At 61.8% G+C, this 17,305-nt stretch carries 16 protein-coding genes; 4 read left to right on the forward strand and 12 right to left on the reverse strand.

Translation table 11 applies throughout. The features are described 5' to 3' along the window. Positions 1-130 precede the first annotated feature (130 nt). The gene (locus AC1DZE_RS01950; protein ID WP_477672365.1) at positions 131-2,887 is read right to left on the reverse strand and encodes a hypothetical protein; all 2,757 of its coding nucleotides are present in this window, start codon (positions 2,885-2,887) and stop codon (positions 131-133) included. A gap of 340 nt (positions 2,888-3,227) precedes the next feature. Between AC1DZE_RS01950 and AC1DZE_RS01955 the strand changes: the two genes are divergently transcribed. Continuing rightward, positions 3,228-3,458, forward strand: a complete 231-nt coding sequence (locus AC1DZE_RS01955) for a SlyX family protein (RefSeq protein WP_457282270.1) — start codon at positions 3,228-3,230, stop codon at positions 3,456-3,458. Between the two features lie 13 nt (positions 3,459-3,471). Here AC1DZE_RS01955 and AC1DZE_RS01960 read toward each other — a convergent pair whose 3' ends face one another. From AC1DZE_RS01960 to AC1DZE_RS01980, 5 genes are all read right to left on the reverse strand, one after another. Next, a complete protein-coding gene (locus AC1DZE_RS01960; RefSeq protein ID WP_477672366.1) occupies positions 3,472-3,984 on the reverse strand; it encodes an SRPBCC family protein in 513 nt (170 codons plus the stop codon). After that, on the reverse strand, positions 3,971-4,354 hold the full coding sequence (locus tag AC1DZE_RS01965) for an ArsR/SmtB family transcription factor (RefSeq protein ID WP_477668188.1): 384 nt from the start codon (positions 4,352-4,354) through the stop codon (positions 3,971-3,973). The genes AC1DZE_RS01960 and AC1DZE_RS01965 overlap by 14 nt, the downstream gene beginning before the upstream one ends. A gap of 83 nt (positions 4,355-4,437) precedes the next feature. After that, positions 4,438-4,812, reverse strand: a complete 375-nt coding sequence (locus AC1DZE_RS01970; protein ID WP_477668189.1) for a GFA family protein — start codon at positions 4,810-4,812, stop codon at positions 4,438-4,440. Continuing rightward, positions 4,809-5,255, reverse strand: coding sequence for a hypothetical protein (locus AC1DZE_RS01975; RefSeq protein ID WP_477668190.1), 447 nt, complete (start codon positions 5,253-5,255; stop codon positions 4,809-4,811). The genes AC1DZE_RS01970 and AC1DZE_RS01975 overlap by 4 nt, the downstream gene beginning before the upstream one ends. Before the next feature lie 86 nt (positions 5,256-5,341). Next, the gene (locus AC1DZE_RS01980) at positions 5,342-5,518 is read right to left on the reverse strand and encodes a DUF3606 domain-containing protein (RefSeq protein WP_477699733.1); all 177 of its coding nucleotides are present in this window, start codon (positions 5,516-5,518) and stop codon (positions 5,342-5,344) included. 127 nt (positions 5,519-5,645) lie between these two features. On the opposite strand from AC1DZE_RS01980, the gene AC1DZE_RS01985 reads away from it, so the two are divergent. Then, positions 5,646-5,888, forward strand: coding sequence for a hypothetical protein (locus AC1DZE_RS01985; protein ID WP_477648985.1), 243 nt, complete (start codon positions 5,646-5,648; stop codon positions 5,886-5,888). Between the two features lie 118 nt (positions 5,889-6,006). On the opposite strand, the gene AC1DZE_RS01990 is transcribed toward AC1DZE_RS01985, so the two are convergent. Then, the gene (locus AC1DZE_RS01990) at positions 6,007-7,452 is read right to left on the reverse strand and encodes a DHA2 family efflux MFS transporter permease subunit (RefSeq protein ID WP_477668192.1); all 1,446 of its coding nucleotides are present in this window, start codon (positions 7,450-7,452) and stop codon (positions 6,007-6,009) included. 320 nt (positions 7,453-7,772) lie between these two features. Beyond that, the gene (locus AC1DZE_RS01995) at positions 7,773-8,150 is read right to left on the reverse strand and encodes a VOC family protein (protein ID WP_477672368.1); all 378 of its coding nucleotides are present in this window, start codon (positions 8,148-8,150) and stop codon (positions 7,773-7,775) included. 230 nt (positions 8,151-8,380) lie between these two features. Between AC1DZE_RS01995 and AC1DZE_RS02000 the strand changes: the two genes are divergently transcribed. After that, the gene (locus tag AC1DZE_RS02000) at positions 8,381-8,776 is read left to right on the forward strand and encodes an EF-hand domain-containing protein (RefSeq protein WP_477668194.1); all 396 of its coding nucleotides are present in this window, start codon (positions 8,381-8,383) and stop codon (positions 8,774-8,776) included. Between the two features lie 62 nt (positions 8,777-8,838). Here the strand turns inward: AC1DZE_RS02000 and AC1DZE_RS02005 are convergent, their stop codons facing one another. The 3 genes from AC1DZE_RS02005 to AC1DZE_RS02015 all read right to left on the reverse strand — a co-directional run bounded on the left by AC1DZE_RS02005 (position 8,839) and on the right by AC1DZE_RS02015 (position 10,806). Then, positions 8,839-9,165: a hypothetical protein gene (locus AC1DZE_RS02005; RefSeq protein ID WP_477672369.1), complete on the reverse strand. Its 327-nt coding sequence runs from the start codon at positions 9,163-9,165 to the stop codon at positions 8,839-8,841. Between the two features lie 83 nt (positions 9,166-9,248). Then, a complete protein-coding gene (locus AC1DZE_RS02010; RefSeq protein WP_477668196.1) occupies positions 9,249-9,689 on the reverse strand; it encodes a hypothetical protein in 441 nt (146 codons plus the stop codon). Positions 9,690-9,804: 115 nt separating this feature from the next. Beyond that, positions 9,805-10,806, reverse strand: coding sequence for a transporter (locus AC1DZE_RS02015; RefSeq protein ID WP_477668197.1), 1,002 nt, complete (start codon positions 10,804-10,806; stop codon positions 9,805-9,807). Positions 10,807-11,093: 287 nt separating this feature from the next. On the opposite strand from AC1DZE_RS02015, the gene AC1DZE_RS02020 reads away from it, so the two are divergent. Further along, the gene (locus AC1DZE_RS02020; protein ID WP_477699734.1) at positions 11,094-11,543 is read left to right on the forward strand and encodes a VOC family protein; all 450 of its coding nucleotides are present in this window, start codon (positions 11,094-11,096) and stop codon (positions 11,541-11,543) included. Positions 11,544-11,654: 111 nt separating this feature from the next. Here the strand turns inward: AC1DZE_RS02020 and AC1DZE_RS02025 are convergent, their stop codons facing one another. Beyond that, positions 11,655-17,207 (reverse strand): PAS domain S-box protein, encoded by a 5,553-nt coding sequence (locus AC1DZE_RS02025; protein WP_477699735.1) that lies wholly within the window; start codon positions 17,205-17,207, stop codon positions 11,655-11,657. Positions 17,208-17,305 lie beyond the last annotated feature (98 nt).

The raw sequence follows: 17,305 nt of genomic DNA on the forward strand, positions 1-17,305 counted from the left end.
ATCGACATGGCGAGCATGACGGTTGTTGCCTTCCCCTCGATTGCTATCAATAACGTAGCTGCTTGCGCCCGTTCATAAAGGGCTGCAGGCCAAAATGATGCCAAATCGGCCCGGCCAGGCACCACACGCACTACCTGAATATGCGGGAGCCGATCAGCACGCCCAGCTTCCGGTAGCTTTCCCACTGCGCTTCGTCAAAGAACTGGTCAAACGTGGTTTGCTGCGGGAACGACGGCTTTTTGGTCTGGTATTCAAACAGGTCAAGGGGCGCGCCCTTGATCAAACGCGGCTTGAGCACCAGCAAGATACTTTCAGAGGGCTTGCCCGGCTGGCTGCTGGCATAGCGCACGCGGTAGAGCAGCGCGCACTTTTCGTCGAGCGGCGCCAGCGGATCGGTTGCCGGGCGCAGTTCAGATTCGTCGCGGGCGAAATAAGGCGCCAGTGTGGCGGCATTGGGTGCAAGCCGGGGAACCGCGCTCGGCCCGACACATTCAAACTCGGCACCGAAATCAATGCGTGCCAGGCGCATCAGGTTGGCAAGGTCTTCAAAGCTGTAGTTCGGGTCTGCGCCGCAATCGCAGCAGACGATGAAATCCACCCGCCTGCGCAACAGCTCGAAGACACCGGTGTTCTCAAAGTGCCCGCCGTCGCTCAGGTACCAGTGCGAGCCGTCCGTGCCCAGGAAGCGGGCCCGCAATTCGCACTGCAGATAGCTCTGGTTGCGCCATAGAAAAAAAGGTGTTTTGGTGTCCTTTTTGCCGGAGTCCCACCACCAGCCCAGGCGTATGTTGGTGATGGTGAAAAGCATGGCCTGCCCCAGCGAGGTGCCGCGGCCCAGCCCTGTCGAAAATGCCGCGCCCGACACGCCCACCCATTGGCCGATGGACAGCTCGGGCGGCGCCCGCCTGGCGGCTTTGGCCTGCGTGCCTGCAAAATTGCCGGTCTTTGCATTCCAGAGCCGGCCGTCCACGGTGATGCCCGCGGGTGTGACTGCCAGCGGCAGGCCCTGCCTGTCCCGCTGGGTGAGCTGGTCGCCGGTGCCCGTGGTGGCATTGATGGTCACGTTGATGAGGTGGGCCGGGCCCAGGTGGTCGTTGCGGTAGTAGGCCTCGCGCGTGAAGTCGTCGCTTGCATCGGCTTCGGTCACGTCCATCTTGGGCCGTTCCGATTCAAACCGTGCCTTGTTGGACGCCCCCAGGTAGGCACGCGTGAGGCGCGCACCGTACATCACCTGCAGGCTCGACAAATTGATGAACCCCAGAAAGTAGCCCGCTACCGCCACAGCCAGGAGGCAAAAAACAATGGAGATGACGGGGTAGAAGTATTGCCAGACCCATGATGAGTCCGCGCCAAAACGGACCGTGGTGAACATGGATTCGATCATCAGCTGCCCAAGCCCCGGCAGCGGCGGCTGCATGCCAAACAGCAGGGCCGCGGCCGCGCAGTTCCAGGCCACGGCCAGCAGCAGGGCCAGCGCCAACCCGACGGCGCCAAGCAGGGTGTTGAGCGGCAGCCTGCTGAGCAAACCGTCTTTTCCGGGCTGGGCCAGCACCGGCGCAAACTGCTTCACGGCCGCCACCAGGGCTGCGACCACGCCGGCCACGCTGAAAACAGTGAGCGGTGTTGACTGGCTTGTCGCCAGCCAGAGATACAGCGTTTGCCCCGCGGTTTCAATCAGCGCCAGCACGGCAATGATGAATGAGTACGTCAATACCCGCGAAAGCCACCGTGTGATGCGGTTGCGAAACAGCCCGGGTGATTGCTGCGGAAGGTACTTCGCCACAAAGAACACGCCCAAAGAAAAAGCCAGGATGACATCGATCAGCACCAGCAGCAAAACGGGCACCGGAACAGCCTCAAGCAGTGACCCGGCGCCGGCGGCCGGCGGCGCTACCCGGCTCCAGAAGACACAGGCAGCCAGCACACCCGCGGCCAGCAAGCCGGCGGCCGCAAGCGCTGGGGCGGGGATGGCCGGCAGCGGCGCTTTCCTTGCGCCGGCTGTACCGGCGCCGGAAGGCGAGGTGTCCTGGTCGAGCCAGTAGGCCGCGCCGCACGGTATGACCGCAAGCACGAGCCAGATGCCCAGCACCCCAAACCACGGGCTGAACCAGATGTCTCCACCCTTCAGCGGAGGCCTGGGCTGCATCATGGATTCCAGCGTAAGCCCCAGCGCATGAAACCCCTCCCAGGGAATCTGCAGGCTGCCGTAACGCAGGGCAAACATCAAAAGGAAGATGGTCAGCAAGGTCACGCCGATCACGTAATGCACCGCGCACAGGTTGCGGATGGCAATGGCGATGTCGTAGAGAAAGTCACCGGTGTTGTTCGGTGCCAGGTAACGCCCGTTTTCACGCAGCCAGCGCAAGGGGCGGTCGGGCATCTGGGTGAGCGCGGTCTGGACCTTGCTCAGCCTGCCGGGTGGGTCGGTCGCGAGTGCTTCGTAGGCCTCGGTGGCCAGCACTTCGGGCGCGGGCGGCGCAGGAGGTGTATGGGGCGCCGCAGGCGTGAGGGGATCGCGGGGGCGAAACAGGGCCGAGAAAAAACTGCCGGTGTACCCGCCCCCGCTGACGGTGGAGAGAAAGTCAAAACGGGCAAGCAGTGGCCAGGGCTTTTGCCGGTCTTTGGGGCTGCTTTCGGGCCCGCTTTCTCCCGGGAGGTTGAACCCGGCTTTTGCCAATGCCTGCAACACGCCAAGGCAAAAGGTGGCGCTGCGAATGCCGCCGCCCGACAAGGCCAGGCCCCACAACTCCTGGGGCGCCGTGCCGCTGGCATAAATAAAACTCCGCCGGAAATCGATGGCCTTGCGCTCTTCTTCTTGCGCCCCCTCCTGCGCCTGTACCTGCGCCTGTTCCGGTGTGACGGGGTTTCCAGTGCCTGGCTCGGTCATATCTCGCCTCCTTGGGCAAACAACACAGCTACCGCATGGGCTTTGAAGACGGCTGCTGCGTTGCCATGAAACGCGACGCCCTGCAAAGACTCAGGCGAGCTTAGGCAGGCGGTGCGGGAAAGACAAGGCTCTTATTCCCACAAATCGTATCGAAGCAACGCGCAGGCGGCGGCGCCAGCGAAACCTGACAGCTTCATCACCCGAACTGCTATCAATAACATAGCTGATCGCGCCCAAACATAAAGGGCTGCAGGCCAAAATGATGCGTAAATAATTGCTGTGGAGGCCGCTGGAATGCGTGGGCGCCCCTGCCCCGCGCAGCTTCATGTCCAATACAGGCATGGAACCGACGAACGACACACCCCAAACCGACCAGCGCCTGACGGCGCTGGAGATCAAGGCCAGCTTTACCGAAGACCTGCTGGACCAGCTCGACAAGGTCATCGTGCGGCAGCAGCAGCAAATTGATGCGCTGGTGCGCGAGGTGGCAGAACTGAAAGCCGGCCCGGTGCGCGACGGCGACGTGACGGTGGGCCGCAGCCTGCGCGACGAGCTGCCGCCGCACTTCTAGGCCCACGCGCTGCTCAAGCGCCCAGATGGGCGGCGAGCTGGTCGAGGGTGCCGCCGTAGCCTTGCGTGAGCGACGGCTTGAGCTCTTCGAAATACTGGCGTTCAGCCGCAAGCTCACCAAAGGGTCGCGCGCGCAATGACACGACGGTGCTTCCGTTTTTCTCGGCGAAGGTCACGGTGTTCTCAATTTCCAGGGGGCAGGCTTCGCTGAATGGCGCGCGCGCAATGCCGCAGTGTTCGTTGGCAAACGAGTTCAGCCACACGATGCGTTCACCCGCGGCGATTTCACGGTAATTGAACCGGCCCCACATCGTGGGTGCGCCCGGAAACTTCATGGCGTAGTGAAAAAACCCGCCGGGCCTGAACTCGAAACGCAGCAGGTCGATGGAGCAGCCCTTGGGCCCCCACCATTGCTGGATGCTGCCGGCCTCGCTCCACGCTTTCCATACGCGCTCACGCGGGGCCTTGAACACGCGGTCGATCAGGAACGGGGAAGCCATGGCTGCCTTGACGTCATTTGCGGGCATGTTTCTTTCCTTTTTTGGGGGTTGACTGAGTTGACTGGGCTGATGACGTGGATGTGTCCGGCTGCAAAAACGCATCGAGCCTGTCGAAGCTGTCTTCCCAGACATTGCGGTACAGCGCCATCCAGCTGGCGACTTCTTTCAGGGGTGCGGCCTCCAGGCGGCACGGCCTGGTTTGCGCCGCTCGTCCGCGAGAGATCAAGCCTGCCCGCTCCAGCACCTTCAGGTGTTTCGAAATGGAAGGCTGCGTCATGTCGAAGGGTGCCGCAAGTTCATTGACCGTGGCTTCGCCGGAAGCAAGCCGGGCGACGATGGCGCGGCGGGTCGGGTCCGCGAGGGCGGCGAACGCCTTGTTGAGGGTGTCTGGGGTCATTACATGGCCAATCGTTTATATAGCTGTTTGGCTATATTAAGGCGATCAAAAGAGGATGTCAACGGCTTGCGGCTTGGGCTCAACTACCAGAGGTTCTTGCCGTCGATCACCGTCACAGGTGCTTCGGCCGCGTCAAACCCGTCAAAGAGGCGGGCATTGACGCCGATGCGGCGGGTGGTGCCGTCCCAGCTGCCGTCCATCTCGAATGCGGGGCTGTCTGAATAGGTGGACACGCCGCATTCGGCGCAGAAGTGGTGGTCTACCAGCTTGGTCTGCCAGCGGTAGATGGCGTCGCCATCCGTGGGCGTGGTGACATGGAACTGCCCGGGTGTGTAGTACGCCAGCAGCGCACCGCGCCTGGCGCAAAACGAGCAGGTGCAGCGCGTCAGCTGCGCGGGGATTTCGCCGTCAATGCGAAAGGCGTTTTTGCCGCAATGGCAGCTTCCTGTGATCGTCATGCGCCACCTCCTCGGACTGTTGCATCGCCGTCTTCACCTTCCCCGTATTCGTCGTCTTCTTCATCCGTTTCATCTTCTTCATCTTCATCGGCCACGACGCCGGCAATTTCCTCTGCTCCGCCTGCGGCCAAGATGCCTTCGCCCTCTTCATCTTCTGCTTCCGGGTCTTCATCGCCGACGACTTCCCCTTCTTCCAGGAAGTCGGCCTCGTCCATTGTCCGGTCAGGCAGGATGTCGGCATCAGGCCGCTCATCGCCGATGACACCGGCACGCTCGCCGGTGCCGGCAGCGTCGCTGTCGCTGGCCAGCTCTTCGTCGCTGTAGGCACCTAGCGTGTCGCTGCCGGTGTCTGAACTGTCGCCCGGGCCGAGCGACTGTGTGTCTTTTCCGCGCATCCACTGTTCGGGCGGAATGCTGCCACCCGCAATGCTGCTTTTTGCCATGCTGTGCCTTCTTTCATGCTTGTACCGGCGCGAACCACGCGCAATGACGATGGGAAAGGCGCCAACCGCCGCCCCTTGAGATGGCGCTATTTTTTACCCAGGTACTGGCGCACGGCGGAGGCTGAATTGCCGACAGCCTTGACGGCGTCGCGCAGTTGCTGCTCGGTGCAACCCAGGGTTTTGGTCCAGTCGCGAACCTCATAGTCCTGCCCCAAGGCGATGAACCTGCGGTCCGCGCCGGTTTTGGTTGTGTCATCAGCCATGATGCATCTCCTAGGGAAAAAACGAATGCTAGGACAAAATGTCTGGGGTACCCTGTAGGACAAAACCCGTCACGCAGGCAGTCCACTTTCTGACACCGGCTGACATCTCCAGCTCCAGGTGCACGCCATGTCACTTCCACCGGATTTCAAGCCTTCAGACTTTTCCATCGGCTCCATCAGCGACCGCCAGCTCGTGAACCTGGCCAAGCTGGCCGGTGCCATGACGGAAGGCGACGCGCTGACGCCGGAGCTGCAGGAGTTCACCCTGCTGATCATGGAAAAGTGCGCCGACATCGGCGACAAGTACAAAAGCCAGAAACACGGGCGCACCGCCGGCGACGAGATTCGCGCCCTGTTCGGGGTTTACTGACCACTCTGTGGGCGGCAGACCCACGCCGCCGTCCCTGTCAATTCGCTACCAAATTAATAGCTGCTTGCGCTTATTCCTATTGGGCTGAAGGCCAGTTTGATGCATAAACCAGCCGTGGCTAGCCGCCGGCTTCCGTCGCCGGGTGCGCACCCGGCACTGCAGCGCCCGTGCGAAGCAGCACGGCAGCCAGCAAGGCTGCACATGCCGCAAACACCGCACCGATGACAAACGCCAGCTGGTAGCCGCCATTGAGCGCCACCACGGCATCGGCACCCGCACCGGCCAGCGAACCGGTGCGCGCCGCCGCCAGGCTGGCCAGCACCGCCAACCCCAACGCGCCGCCCATCATGAAGGAGGTATTGACCACGCCCGAGGCAATACCGGACTCGGCTGGGTCCACGTCGCTCATGGCGGCCAGCAACACCGGGTTGAAGGCCATGCCGGCCCCCAGCCCCAGCAGCAGCATGCCGGGCAACACGTCGAGCACAAAGCCGCCGCCCACCGGCGCACGCGCGAACAAGGCCAGGCCCAGGGCGGCCAGCAGCAGGCCGGCAGACAGCGGTGCGCGTATGCCGAAACGCATGACGATTTTGGCCGACAGGCCGAGCGAGAACGCGGCCATGATCAGGTTGGCGGGCAAAAAGCCCAGGCCGACCTGCAGGGCGCTGTAGCCCAGCACCAGTTGCATATACAACGCCGAAATAAAGAACCAGGCAAACATGGCCGCGGCCCACAGTACGCCGACCACGTTGGCGGTAGCGACGTTGCGCAGGCGGAAAAGGCCCAGCGGGACCAGCGGTGTCGTGACCTTGGCTTCGATGGCCAGGAAGATCGCCATCAGCACTGCGGCAACACCCAGCAAACCGAGTGTCTGGCCTGACAGCCAACCGGCTTCGTTGCCGTTGACGATGCCGTAGACCGCCAGCATCAGCGCGGTGGTGACGGTGACGGCGCCCCACACGTCAAGCCGCGCGCCGGTGGCCTGCCCCTTGCCGCCGGGCAGCAGGAACAGGCACAGCGCAAACACGGCGCCGCCTATGGGCAGGTTGACCAAAAAGATCCAGTGCCAGTTAAGCGAATCGGTCAGCACGCCGCCCAGCAGCACACCGATGCTGCCGCCGCCGGCACAGACAAAGCCGTAGACACCCATGGCTTTGGCGCGCTCGGCCGGTTCGGTGAAGAGGTTCATGATGAGCGACAGCGAAATCGCCGACACCACCGCGCCGCCCAGGCCCTGCACCGCACGGGCCACCACCAGCAGCACCTGCGAATTGGCCAGGCCGCAGGCCAGCGAGGCCACGGTGAACAGCGTGAGCCCCGCCAGGAACAACCTGCGCTGGCCATACAGATCGCCCAGCCGGCCGCCCAGCAGCAAAAAACCGCCGAAGGTCAGCATATAGGCGTTCACCACCCAGACGAGCGAGGTCTCGGTAAAGCCGAGGTCTGTGCGGATGGATGGCAGCGCCACATTCACGATGGTGGTGTCGAGCACGATCATCAGCACGCCCAGGCAGAGCACCACCAGTGCCCACCAGCGCTTTCGGGTTTCCATGTTGTGTGTCATCTGCAGTTTCTCCCCGGTTCAATGAAGGTCGATCGGCGTCATCAGCGGAATCAATTCATGAGGCTCGTCTGGTTCGCAAACCCGGATGCTATCAAATCAATAGCTGGTTGCGCGCGTTCATATTGCTCTGGAGATCATTTTTATGATGAACACGCCGCAGGAGCGGTGCGGGGTGCCTGTGTCCTACAAGCGCAGCCGGATTTGGCGGATAGAAGCCGGGCATCCGGCTGGCTAATTTAGCGGTCAGGAAACGGGAGCACCGTGGCCCTCCCGGCACCCTGGCATAGCCCCGGCATGGCGGAAAGCAGGCGCCGGCTGGATCAGCGGTTGAGAATATGCAGGATGTTGCCGTCCGGGTCCTTGAACCAGGCGCCTTTGAAGTCGCCCGCGACATGCGCATCGCCTTGCCGCGTCATGCCGGGCATGTCGTAGTGTTCAAACACCACGCCTTTGGCCTTGAGCGCCTTCAGGATGTTGTCGAATTCGTCGCCCACGCCCCACGTGGCGGATGTGGCCTTGTTGGTGCCGGCGAAAGACGAGACATACACCACCACGGTGGCGGTGCCGCTCTGGTAGGTGAGCACGCCCTCTTCGGCGGTGTCCAGCGGCGTGAGGCCGAGCGTGCTTCCATAAAATTTCTTCGCCGCCGCAAGGTCCCTGACGGCGATGGTGGCCATGGCGTTTCGGTTGGCAAGCATGATTGGATGATGGCTCCTTTCAGTTGCCATGTTTGTGGCGGCGCCGGGGCATGTCAACCCTGGCCCAGCGGGAAAAATGTGTCCTTGTGTACGTGCACCGGACTCCGCATGCAAAGAAATGTATCCACGCTCCGCCGGCAGGTAAACCGGCGCAACACCCTGCAAGAACACTGGTATTGGGTACGGGGATAGCATCCAATGGTGACTGACCACACTCCCTTAGGAAGCCCATGCACGCGACAACCAACACCCCCACCAATACGCCTTCCAGCCTGAACCACCACCGCATCTGGATGCCGGTCTCCTTGCTGGCCCTGGCCACCGCGGCAGCCTTGCTGGCCGCGCAGGCACAAGCCCAGACCGCTGAGCCGGCCATGGCAGCGCCCGCTCCCGCCGCCGCGCCCGCTTCCACGCCGGCGCCGACAACAGTCACCTATTACGAGCCCAAAGACCTGGAGCGCGCCTTCAAGTTCATGGACAAAACCGGCGATGGGAAGGTCAGCCGCGACGAGGCATCGAACTTTCGAGGCGTCTCCAGGCATTTTGACGAGGCCGACGTCAACAAGGACGGTTTTCTCTCGCGTGAGGAATTCGACAACGCAATGAACCGCAGCAAGGCGCGTTGAACCAGTTGAACATGCACATCGAAGTGTGATGCAAAGGCAGCGAGCCGTCTTCCTGGAGAAGATCAGGCCGACTCATCGGCATGATGAGTGACGTTCCTGGCCCAAAGCGAGAGCGGCCTGAACTTCGAGAAAAGCCAGAGGCCGAAAACACAGGCGGTACCAAGAGCGGCCGTGAGAAACCCCGTCATCAGAATGCCTACGACGGGCCCAAGCACGAAGCCCATCACTCCGTATACCTGCCGGCCGTTCCACTGCACCGTGTTGAAACCGAATCCAGCGAGAACGCCAAACACCACACAGAGGGGCAACAAGGAGAAAACCAGGCCGATGAAGACCAATTTGTAGACGGAGCCCACATACAGACGGGTTAGCGAAATTCGTGTGAACAAGGGAGCTCCTTTTTTTTAAAAGCGCAGCGTTTGACAAAGATGAAGACCGGCAACCGGCGAGGCCCACCATGGGGTCAGCCGCCTCACAGGGAGCATCGGACGCCCACCACGATATTGACGCGGCCGGGCTCCCAATCCGTCTCGCGCCAGCGGTACACACCGGGCGCCACGACCGTGAGTTCCCACTCGAGTGGCCGGCCGGATTCCTTGAGACGCTTCTCCCCCTCGTATTGAATCACCAGGGTAGTTGGGCCCGCAGACAACACTGTGGCGCGTGAGCCTTCGGTTTCCCCGAGCGCTGTCTTCCATTTGCGATCGTATGTGATGTCCAGAACCGTTCCATCCCGGCTGAGCTGCATGCGCATTTTGAGGTTGCCGGGCGCGCACGCGGGCTCGGTGTTGTAGCTCTCGGCCCAAAGGCCCGCGAGCTGGTTCGAATCAAAGGGAAAAGACGCGGGGTTGGCCGCGGCGTGTGTCACGCTCGACAACAGCAAGGCAAGGACAGAAACAAAAATTTTGAACATGGGTAACACGCAAAGGGTTGGATTTAGTGGATGAGCGACCGTTGCAAATATCGCACATTCTCATAAAAAGCCGCGCCCGCCCGGCGGATTCCACCAACGAGATGACCCATGAACGCTATTTCTTCCGGTAAACATACCAGGCCGCGAAGGCGGTGAAAACGCCAATGATCCCCACGATCACCATGAAGCCGTGAGGATGTTCTGCCAGGGGGATGCCGCCCACATTCATCCCCAGCAGGCCCGCAACAATGTTGATGGGCAGCGCCAGTACGGTGACCATCGTCAGGATGAAGACGCTGCGGTTGGTCTCCTCGCTGACCTGTGCGGCAATTTCTTCTTGCAGGAGCTTGATGCGCTCCTTCAGCTCGGACATGTCCCGGATGGTCAATGAGAATTCTTCCGTCGCCTGGCGGAGCTCCTCCAGGTCGTGCTCGCTGACCCATGGCGGCGGCAACCGCAGCAGGCGGAAAAGCGCACCGGGCTCCGGCGCGAGCAGCCTCTGCAGCCGCACCAGCACCCGACGCAGCTTGCCCAGGTCAGCCCGGCGGTTATGCAGCCGGCCGACCAGGAATTTGTCTTCCACCACATCCACCTGGACAGTGGCGTCACGCACGATGCGCACCAGCACATCGCCCTGCTCGCGCAGCAGCTGATTCAGAAATGACACCGATGACGCCAGCGGCTTGCCGTTCTTGATGGCGTCACGCATGCGGTCGATGGAACGCAGGGGATGGGAGCGCGCGCTCAGCGCCATATGGGGCGCCACGTTCAGCCACAGGCTGGACATCTCAGCCGGGTCAAACGCGAATTCATACGCCACGTCGTTGACGACAGCAATCAGTGTGTCGTGCGCATCTTCTATGCGGGTGGATCTTGAACCCGCATGCAGGGCCTCGAAAAACTCGGGTACGGCGTGCAAATGCTTGCGGATGCTCGCCTCCGCCGCGGCGTCACTCAGGTTGAAGTGCAGCCAGACGAAATCTGATTTTCCCTTGGGTCTTTCGTCCTGCAGCCAGGCGGCCGCCTCCAAAAGATCTACCGGTATGCCGGGCGCGCCGTTTTCAAACCTGTAGCCGCAGAGCAGGCCGGTTCTGTCGGCGCCGTAAGTGATGTCCATTCAGAAGTGGCGTGAAGTAGTCAAAATTGGAGTGAATCGGACACGGCAGGCGCAGGGCAGCCGGCATCGGGCGACCTGCCCCGGACAGTGGCGGTCATACAGTGTGTTGCCTTTGCATGACGGTTCGGTGACAGTGCCGTGACCGCGTTCTTCAGGCGCCTGGCCGGGCGGTGCATGCCCACTGCATACCGGGTTGTCACTGAGCTCCAATGCGCCTCATAATTTCAGGCCAGGCCGGCAGTAGCTCAGGCCTCGCCTGATTCCTTCACATCACCGACGGAGACGATATGGCCACCCACGAATTGTTTGCCTACCTTCATGTCAAAAATGCTGCAAAGGCCATGGCGTTTTACACCTCGGTTTTTGGCGCTACGGAAAAATTCCGGCTCACAGAACCCGATGGCCGCATCGGCCATGCCGAACTGGACTTTGACGGCGCCACGCTGATGGTGTCGGAAGAATTCCCGGAGTACGGCACCCGGGCGCCCGATGCCGGCGCGCCGGCCACCGTCACGTTGCACCTGCATGTGGACAACTGCGATGAGGTGATTGCACGTGCGCTGAAAGCCGGTGCCACGCTGAAAATGGCGGCACAAGACCAGTTTTATGGTGAACGCTCGGGCAGCTTTCGCGACCCGGCAGGCTACCGCTGGAGTGTGGGGCACAGCATTGAAACCGTGTCGCCGGAGGAAATGCAGCGCCGTTATACCGCGCTGATGACCGCGCCTTCTGCGTGAAATTTGCTATGAAAAATATAGCTGCTTGCGCCCGACAGTAATGGCTAAAAGCCCGGATTTATCCACTAGCGCGGCAGAAACCCAGTAGCCTGCCGCGGGCCCGGTACAGGTTCAGGCTTCGTCCGTAGGCGATTCCGCAGAATTGCTTTGCCCGAGCACGCGCCGCAAGGTTTCGAGGAGCTCGGTGTTGGAAGTCTTGGCCTTGACCAGCACGGCGGCTGCCCGCGTGGCCTGAAGCCTGTCCACCTCCAGTGCCGAGAAAATCACCACCGGCGGCGGACCGTCCATCGCCTCGACGTCCTTGAGCAAATCCCAGCCCGAACCGCCTGGCAGGCTGAGGTCCAGCAGGACCAGATCAAAGCGCTGTTCCTTCAGCCGGTCGCGTGCTTCCTGCACCGTGTCGGCGAAGACGAAGGTCGCAAACCCCTGGGCAATGGTCGCTGCGATGCGCTGGATGTCTGGATCGTCTTCAACATGCAGGATGACGGCGCGGGCTTCGACCGAACCGGCAATGGCGCGCCGCACGCCCAGCACGAGCATGTTCTCATCGATGGGTTTTTCCAGCCAGTCTGATACGGTCAGGGACTGCTCGTTGAACTGGATCCGCCCCTCGGCCGCCGAGGCCGACACCACCACGATCGGCACGTCGCGTGTATGCAGCTGGGCGCGCAGCGCCCTGATCAGCGCAATGCCGTCCTGGTCGGGCAGCTTCAGGTCTATCGTGACGGCGGCGTACCGCCTTTTTGCCAGCTCCGCGACGGCCTGCCTGGCTGTGTACACCATTTCGGTGTCAAAACCGCCCTTGTCGAGCATCATGCTGATCAGGCGGGAGATGTCCGGGTCGTCCTCGCAAACCAGGACACGCGGCCGCTGTTCGACCAGTGCCGAGAAACCGGAAGTGCGCTCCGGTGAATCCACCCATTCGGGCAGTTCAAAGAAGAAGGTGGTGCCGACCCCGGGGTTGGTATGAAAACCGATGCTGCCGCCCAAGCGCTCTATGATGGCCCGTGAAATATTGAGGCCCAGGCCCGTGCCGCCCTTTTGCCGTGTATCGGAGGAGTCCGCCTGGGAGAATTTCTGGAAGATGCGGTTGCGGAATTCCTCCGGAATGCCGGGCCCGTGGTCCCGCACCTCGACGCGTATGCCCGTCTCGCTGCGTGCCACGTGAATATCCACCGTGCCGCCTTCGGGCGAGAACTTCATCGCGTTGGACAGCAGGTTGGTCACCACCTGCGTCAGCCGGTCGCTGTCGACCCTGACCTGCAGGTCCTCGTCGGGAAACTCGAGCTGCAGGTGCACATTCTTCGCCGCGCCGTAGCCTTCGTTGGCGGCCAGCGCCTGCTCCAGCAAAGGCCTGAGTTCGATGGCCTGAAAATCCAGGGTCATCTTGCCGGACTCGATCTTCTCGATGTCCAGGATGTCATTGATCAGCCGGATCAGGCGCTCACAGTTGGTTTTCGCGATGCCCACCAGCGTCTTGACGGCGTCGGGCAGCTGGCCGGCAACACCGCCGGAGATCAGGCCCAGCGAGCCCCGGATCGAGGTGAGCGGCGTGCGCAGCTCATGGCTGACCGTCGAGACGAATTCACTCTTCATGCGGTCAATGCGCTTGAGTTCGGTGACGTCATTGGCCAGCGTGTAGAAGCCGATCACCTTGCCTTCGTCGGCGCCGTCGCCGTAGCGCGGGAAATAATTGACCACGTAGTCGCGCATGCCGCCGCGGGCGGTTTTCTGCGATCGCTCGTAGACCACCGGGTAGCCCTGCAGCACCTCTTCCACCCGGGGCTTGATCAGGGCGTACATCTCATCGCCCACAATGTCCCGGATGGTCTTGCCTTCGAGCTGCGCTTGCGTCATGCCGAAGACTTCCTCGTAGGCCCGGTTATGAAAGCACAGACGCTGGTTGGCGTCAGCGTAAGTGATCCAGGCCGGCACGGTATCGGTGATTTCGCGCAGCTGCGCTTCGCTGGTGCGCAGGGCCTCGGTGACACGGCGGATTTCGGTGGTGTCGCGTCCCGTGCCGCGGTAGCCGGTGAATTTTCCGTTGGCGTCGAATTTCGGCACGCCGCTGATGCTGAAGTAGCGCGGCCGCCCCTTGGAGTCGCGCCGTGTACTTTCAAGGTCGCGGAAAACCTCGTGCCGGGCTATTTTGGCCTTGTACTCGGCCAACGCACCGGCTTCGATGTTGATGTAGTCGAGCTCCCAGGCAGTCTTGCCATGGGCCGATTTCGGGATGCCGGAGGCGCTTGGGGCTTCGCCGGGAACCTCGACGAAGCGGAAGTTTTCGTCCTGCTCCCAGAACCAGTCGGAGGCCAGCGCCGTGAGTGCGCGAAAGCGTTCTTCGCTTTCACGCAGAACCTGCTCGGTCTGCTTGCGCTCGGTGATGTCCTGGATCTGCGCGATAAATTGAAGCGGCTTTCTGTCTGCATCGCGCACAAGGGAGCAGCTCATGTAGCCCCATACAGTACGGCCGGACTTGTGGATGTAGCGCTTTTCGACGTGGAACGATTCGATTTCGCCAGCCAATGCCCTGCGGCGCTGCTCCAGGTCCCAGGCAATATCGTCGGGATGGGTCAGGTCATGGATGGTGCGCGACAGCATTTCCGCCTCTGAATACCCCAGCATCTGGCAAAAAGCGGCGTTGACCTTCAGCCGGCGCGAGTCGATGCCGATCAGCGTCATCCCGATGGCCGCATGTTCAAACGCATTGCTGAACTGCTGGTCACTGACCGTGAAGACATCGTTGTCCGTGCTGATGGGGCCAGCCCCCTTGGGACTTACTTCTCCGGCGTCCTCGAACGTACTTGCGCTGTCTGTCAGCGCAACGCCTGAATCGTCAAACACGTCCCCCTCAGCCGGCATGGCACCGGCCTGCTCGCCTCCGAGCGTGAAATAAAAGGTACTGCCCTCACCCACTGCCGACTTGGCCCAGATTTTTCCGCCGTGGCGGGTGATGATGCGTTTGACCGTGGCCAGCCCGATGCCGCTGCCGGCGAACTCTTCCGGTGAATGCAGCCGCTCGAAAGTGCCGAAGAGCTTGTCGGCATACGCCATGTCGAAGCCGGCACCGTTGTCCCGCACAAAATACACCACCTGGTCCTCGGCCCCTGCTTCTTTTCCGACCAGGATTTCGGTGTGCGGTTTTTTCGAGGTGAACTTCCATGCATTGGCGATCAGGTTCTCCAGCACCTGACGCAGCAATGCAACGTCCGCCCGGCCCCACAGGTTGGGCTCGACGGTGATCCGCACCCGGCGGTCAGGATCGTTTTCCGTCCACTGCTTGATGATCTTGGCCGCCTCGGTACTGATGTCGACAGACTCCCAGTTCAGGCTGGTCCGCGACAACTGGGCCAGGGACAGCAAGCCATCGGTCAGCTCACCCATGCGGCGCACACTGCTGCGTATGCGGCCCATGAAATGATGTGCGCGCTCACCCGATTCAGGTGGAACCGCTTTTTCAAGCAGCGCACAAAATCCGTCGATGGTGCTCAACGGTGTCCGCAAGTCATGCGCCACGGAATAAGAGAAGGCCTCGATCTCCCGGGTGGCGACTTCCAGCTGGGCGGTCCTGCGCAGCACGCGCTTTTCCAGGTTGACGTTCAGCCGGACGATTTCCTGCTCCGCCTGCCGGCGCTTGCTGATGTCGGTAATGGTGCTGACATACCCCGACGGGGCGCCGTTCCCGTCCACCAGGGGCTGCACGTTGATCAGTGCCCAGAACTCACTGCCGTCGGGCCTGCGATGGCACACCACACGGTTCAGCTGTGGCTGGCCGGTACGCACGGCGACAACACTGGGCCACTCTTCCCTGGGCATTGGCGTGCCGTCTTCGCGGAATCTTTGCCATTCCGGCTCGACCGAAGTCTGGCCTTTGAGCTGGGCCAGGGCCAGGCCGAGGATGCGCTCTGCACTGGCATTGCAATCAACAATATGCCCCTGGGCGTCCCGCAGGATCACGCCTTCGGCCAGCGCACCCACAACCGCCCGGAAGCGGGCCTCGCCGACCCGCAGCGCGATCTCCACTTCCTTGCGTGACGTGATGTCGGCACCCACACCCCGATAACCCGCAAAGGTTCCATCGTCGCCAAACACCGGTTCCCCGCTGACGCTTCGGTAAATGACGCTCCCATCCTCCTTGGTCAGCCGGTATTCAAAATTGCGGAACGGCAAATGCGCCTGTAACACCGCCTTGTGCTCTTCCCATGTGCCGACAAGCGGTGTGGAGTTGGGGAGGTCCCATCGGCATTGCCCCTCTCCAATGACCTGGGTTCCCAGGGCGAAGCGTTGCGGATCATTGGAGACAAAAACGTTGCGGAAGTTTGTGTCCTGTTCCCAGTACCAGTCGGACGAAAGACCGGTGAGGCTGCGAAAGCGCTCTTCGCTGCGGCGCAGTTTGGCCTCGGCCTCCAGCCGCGCGGTGATGTCGCTGCCCACGCCCCGATAGCCGGTGAAGCGGCCTTTGGCGTCCACCATCGGCTCTCCGCTGATGGACAAGGTCACGCGCTTGCCGTCTTTTTCTACGCGTTCGTATTCAAAGTTGCGGAAGACTTCGTGGCGCTCCAGCAGAGCGCGATGGCGGGCCCACATCTCCTGGTTGGCCTGGCTGTGGTCGATCTCCCAGCGTGTTTTACCGAGATGCTCACTGATGGCGCGCCTGGCTTCTTCCGTCTGGCCGCCGGACAGCTTGGTGAAGCGGAAATTGGCATCGGTTTCCCAGTACCAGTCGGACGAAAGACTGGTCAGGCTGCGGAACTGCTGTTCGCTGCTGCGCAAGCGCTCTTCGTCCGCCAGCTGCTGGGTGATGTCCTCCGCCGTAACAAGGACGTGTGTCACCACACCACTGGAATCTTTCAGCGGAACCTTGCGCATGTGCACACGGATGACGCCCTTGTGCTTGGTCTGGACAAGGCGGTCGGGGAATTCCTGCATCTTTCCGGCAGCGATCAGGGCGAGATCCGAGGCATGCATGTTGTGGGCATGGGCCTTGGGCCACAGATCATGGACGGTATGGCCCAGCGCTTCCGCCCGAGTGAAACCATAAAGCTCTTCCGCCGCGCGATTCCATGCGACATAACGGTGGTCCGTGACGGCTTTCAGGTTCATGGCGATCGGAATGTTTTCAACGATGTCGTCGAGCAGGCGGGCGACTTTGCGTTCTTTTTCCTCCGCGCGCCTGCTGGCCGTGACATCGCGCGTAATACCCCGATAACCCATGAACTCCTGATGCTTGTTGAACACCGGCACGCCGCTGATGGAAAAATAATGCGCGACGCCATCCTCCAGCACGCGTATGTATTCGAAATCGCGAAAGGGCTTGCGTTCCGCCAGCACGGCGCGGTGGTCTTCCCATGACATGGTGACCGGCAGGGCGCCAGGCAGTTCCCAGCGGCATTTGCCGACGGAACTGTCGAGATCCTTATCTTGTGACTTGCTGCTGTACTCGGCCGTGAAGTCAGTAAAACGGTACTCCGCGTCCTGCTCCCAGTACCAGTCTGCCGAGACGGTGGCGAGGCTGCGCAAGCTGCTGATGTCGTCCCTGAGCGATTCGACCAGCCGCTGCTGCTCAACGATCTCAAGCTTCAACGCATCATTGGCGGCCGCCAGCGCAAGCGCTTCGGCCTGCATGCGCTGCTGGGACTGCTCTGCCGTCTCGTCGCGTTTCATCGCGGCACCTGACGGGTAACCGTGCCGGGCCGACGCGGCAGGGGCACGGGCGCCCCCATCAGGCCAGGCTCACGGTGGACTGCGGTGAATGCGCTTGG

The organism is Polaromonas sp. P1_F1, assembly GCF_056405795.1.

Coding starts and splice junctions, on each gene's coding strand:
- AC1DZE_RS02000 (WP_477668194.1), top strand. CDS start 8,381: ATGCACGCGACAACCAACACCCCCACCAATACGCCTTCCAGCCTGAAC.
- AC1DZE_RS01960 (WP_477672366.1), bottom strand. CDS start 3,984: ATGCCCGCAAATGACGTCAAGGCAGCCATGGCTTCCCCGTTCCTGATC.
- AC1DZE_RS01970 (WP_477668189.1), bottom strand. CDS start 4,812: ATGACGATCACAGGAAGCTGCCATTGCGGCAAAAACGCCTTTCGCATT.
- AC1DZE_RS02025 (WP_477699735.1), bottom strand. CDS start 17,207: ATGAAACGCGACGAGACGGCAGAGCAGTCCCAGCAGCGCATGCAGGCC.
- AC1DZE_RS02010 (WP_477668196.1), bottom strand. CDS start 9,689: ATGTTCAAAATTTTTGTTTCTGTCCTTGCCTTGCTGTTGTCGAGCGTG.
- AC1DZE_RS01990 (WP_477668192.1), bottom strand. CDS start 7,452: ATGACACACAACATGGAAACCCGAAAGCGCTGGTGGGCACTGGTGGTG.
- AC1DZE_RS02020 (WP_477699734.1), top strand. CDS start 11,094: ATGGCCACCCACGAATTGTTTGCCTACCTTCATGTCAAAAATGCTGCA.
- AC1DZE_RS01980 (WP_477699733.1), bottom strand. CDS start 5,518: ATGGCTGATGACACAACCAAAACCGGCGCGGACCGCAGGTTCATCGCC.
- AC1DZE_RS01950 (WP_477672365.1), bottom strand. CDS start 2,887: ATGACCGAGCCAGGCACTGGAAACCCCGTCACACCGGAACAGGCGCAG.
- AC1DZE_RS01965 (WP_477668188.1), bottom strand. CDS start 4,354: ATGACCCCAGACACCCTCAACAAGGCGTTCGCCGCCCTCGCGGACCCG.
- AC1DZE_RS01975 (WP_477668190.1), bottom strand. CDS start 5,255: ATGGCAAAAAGCAGCATTGCGGGTGGCAGCATTCCGCCCGAACAGTGG.
- AC1DZE_RS01985 (WP_477648985.1), top strand. CDS start 5,646: ATGTCACTTCCACCGGATTTCAAGCCTTCAGACTTTTCCATCGGCTCC.
- AC1DZE_RS01995 (WP_477672368.1), bottom strand. CDS start 8,150: ATGCTTGCCAACCGAAACGCCATGGCCACCATCGCCGTCAGGGACCTT.
- AC1DZE_RS01955 (WP_457282270.1), top strand. CDS start 3,228: ATGGAACCGACGAACGACACACCCCAAACCGACCAGCGCCTGACGGCG.
- AC1DZE_RS02015 (WP_477668197.1), bottom strand. CDS start 10,806: ATGGACATCACTTACGGCGCCGACAGAACCGGCCTGCTCTGCGGCTAC.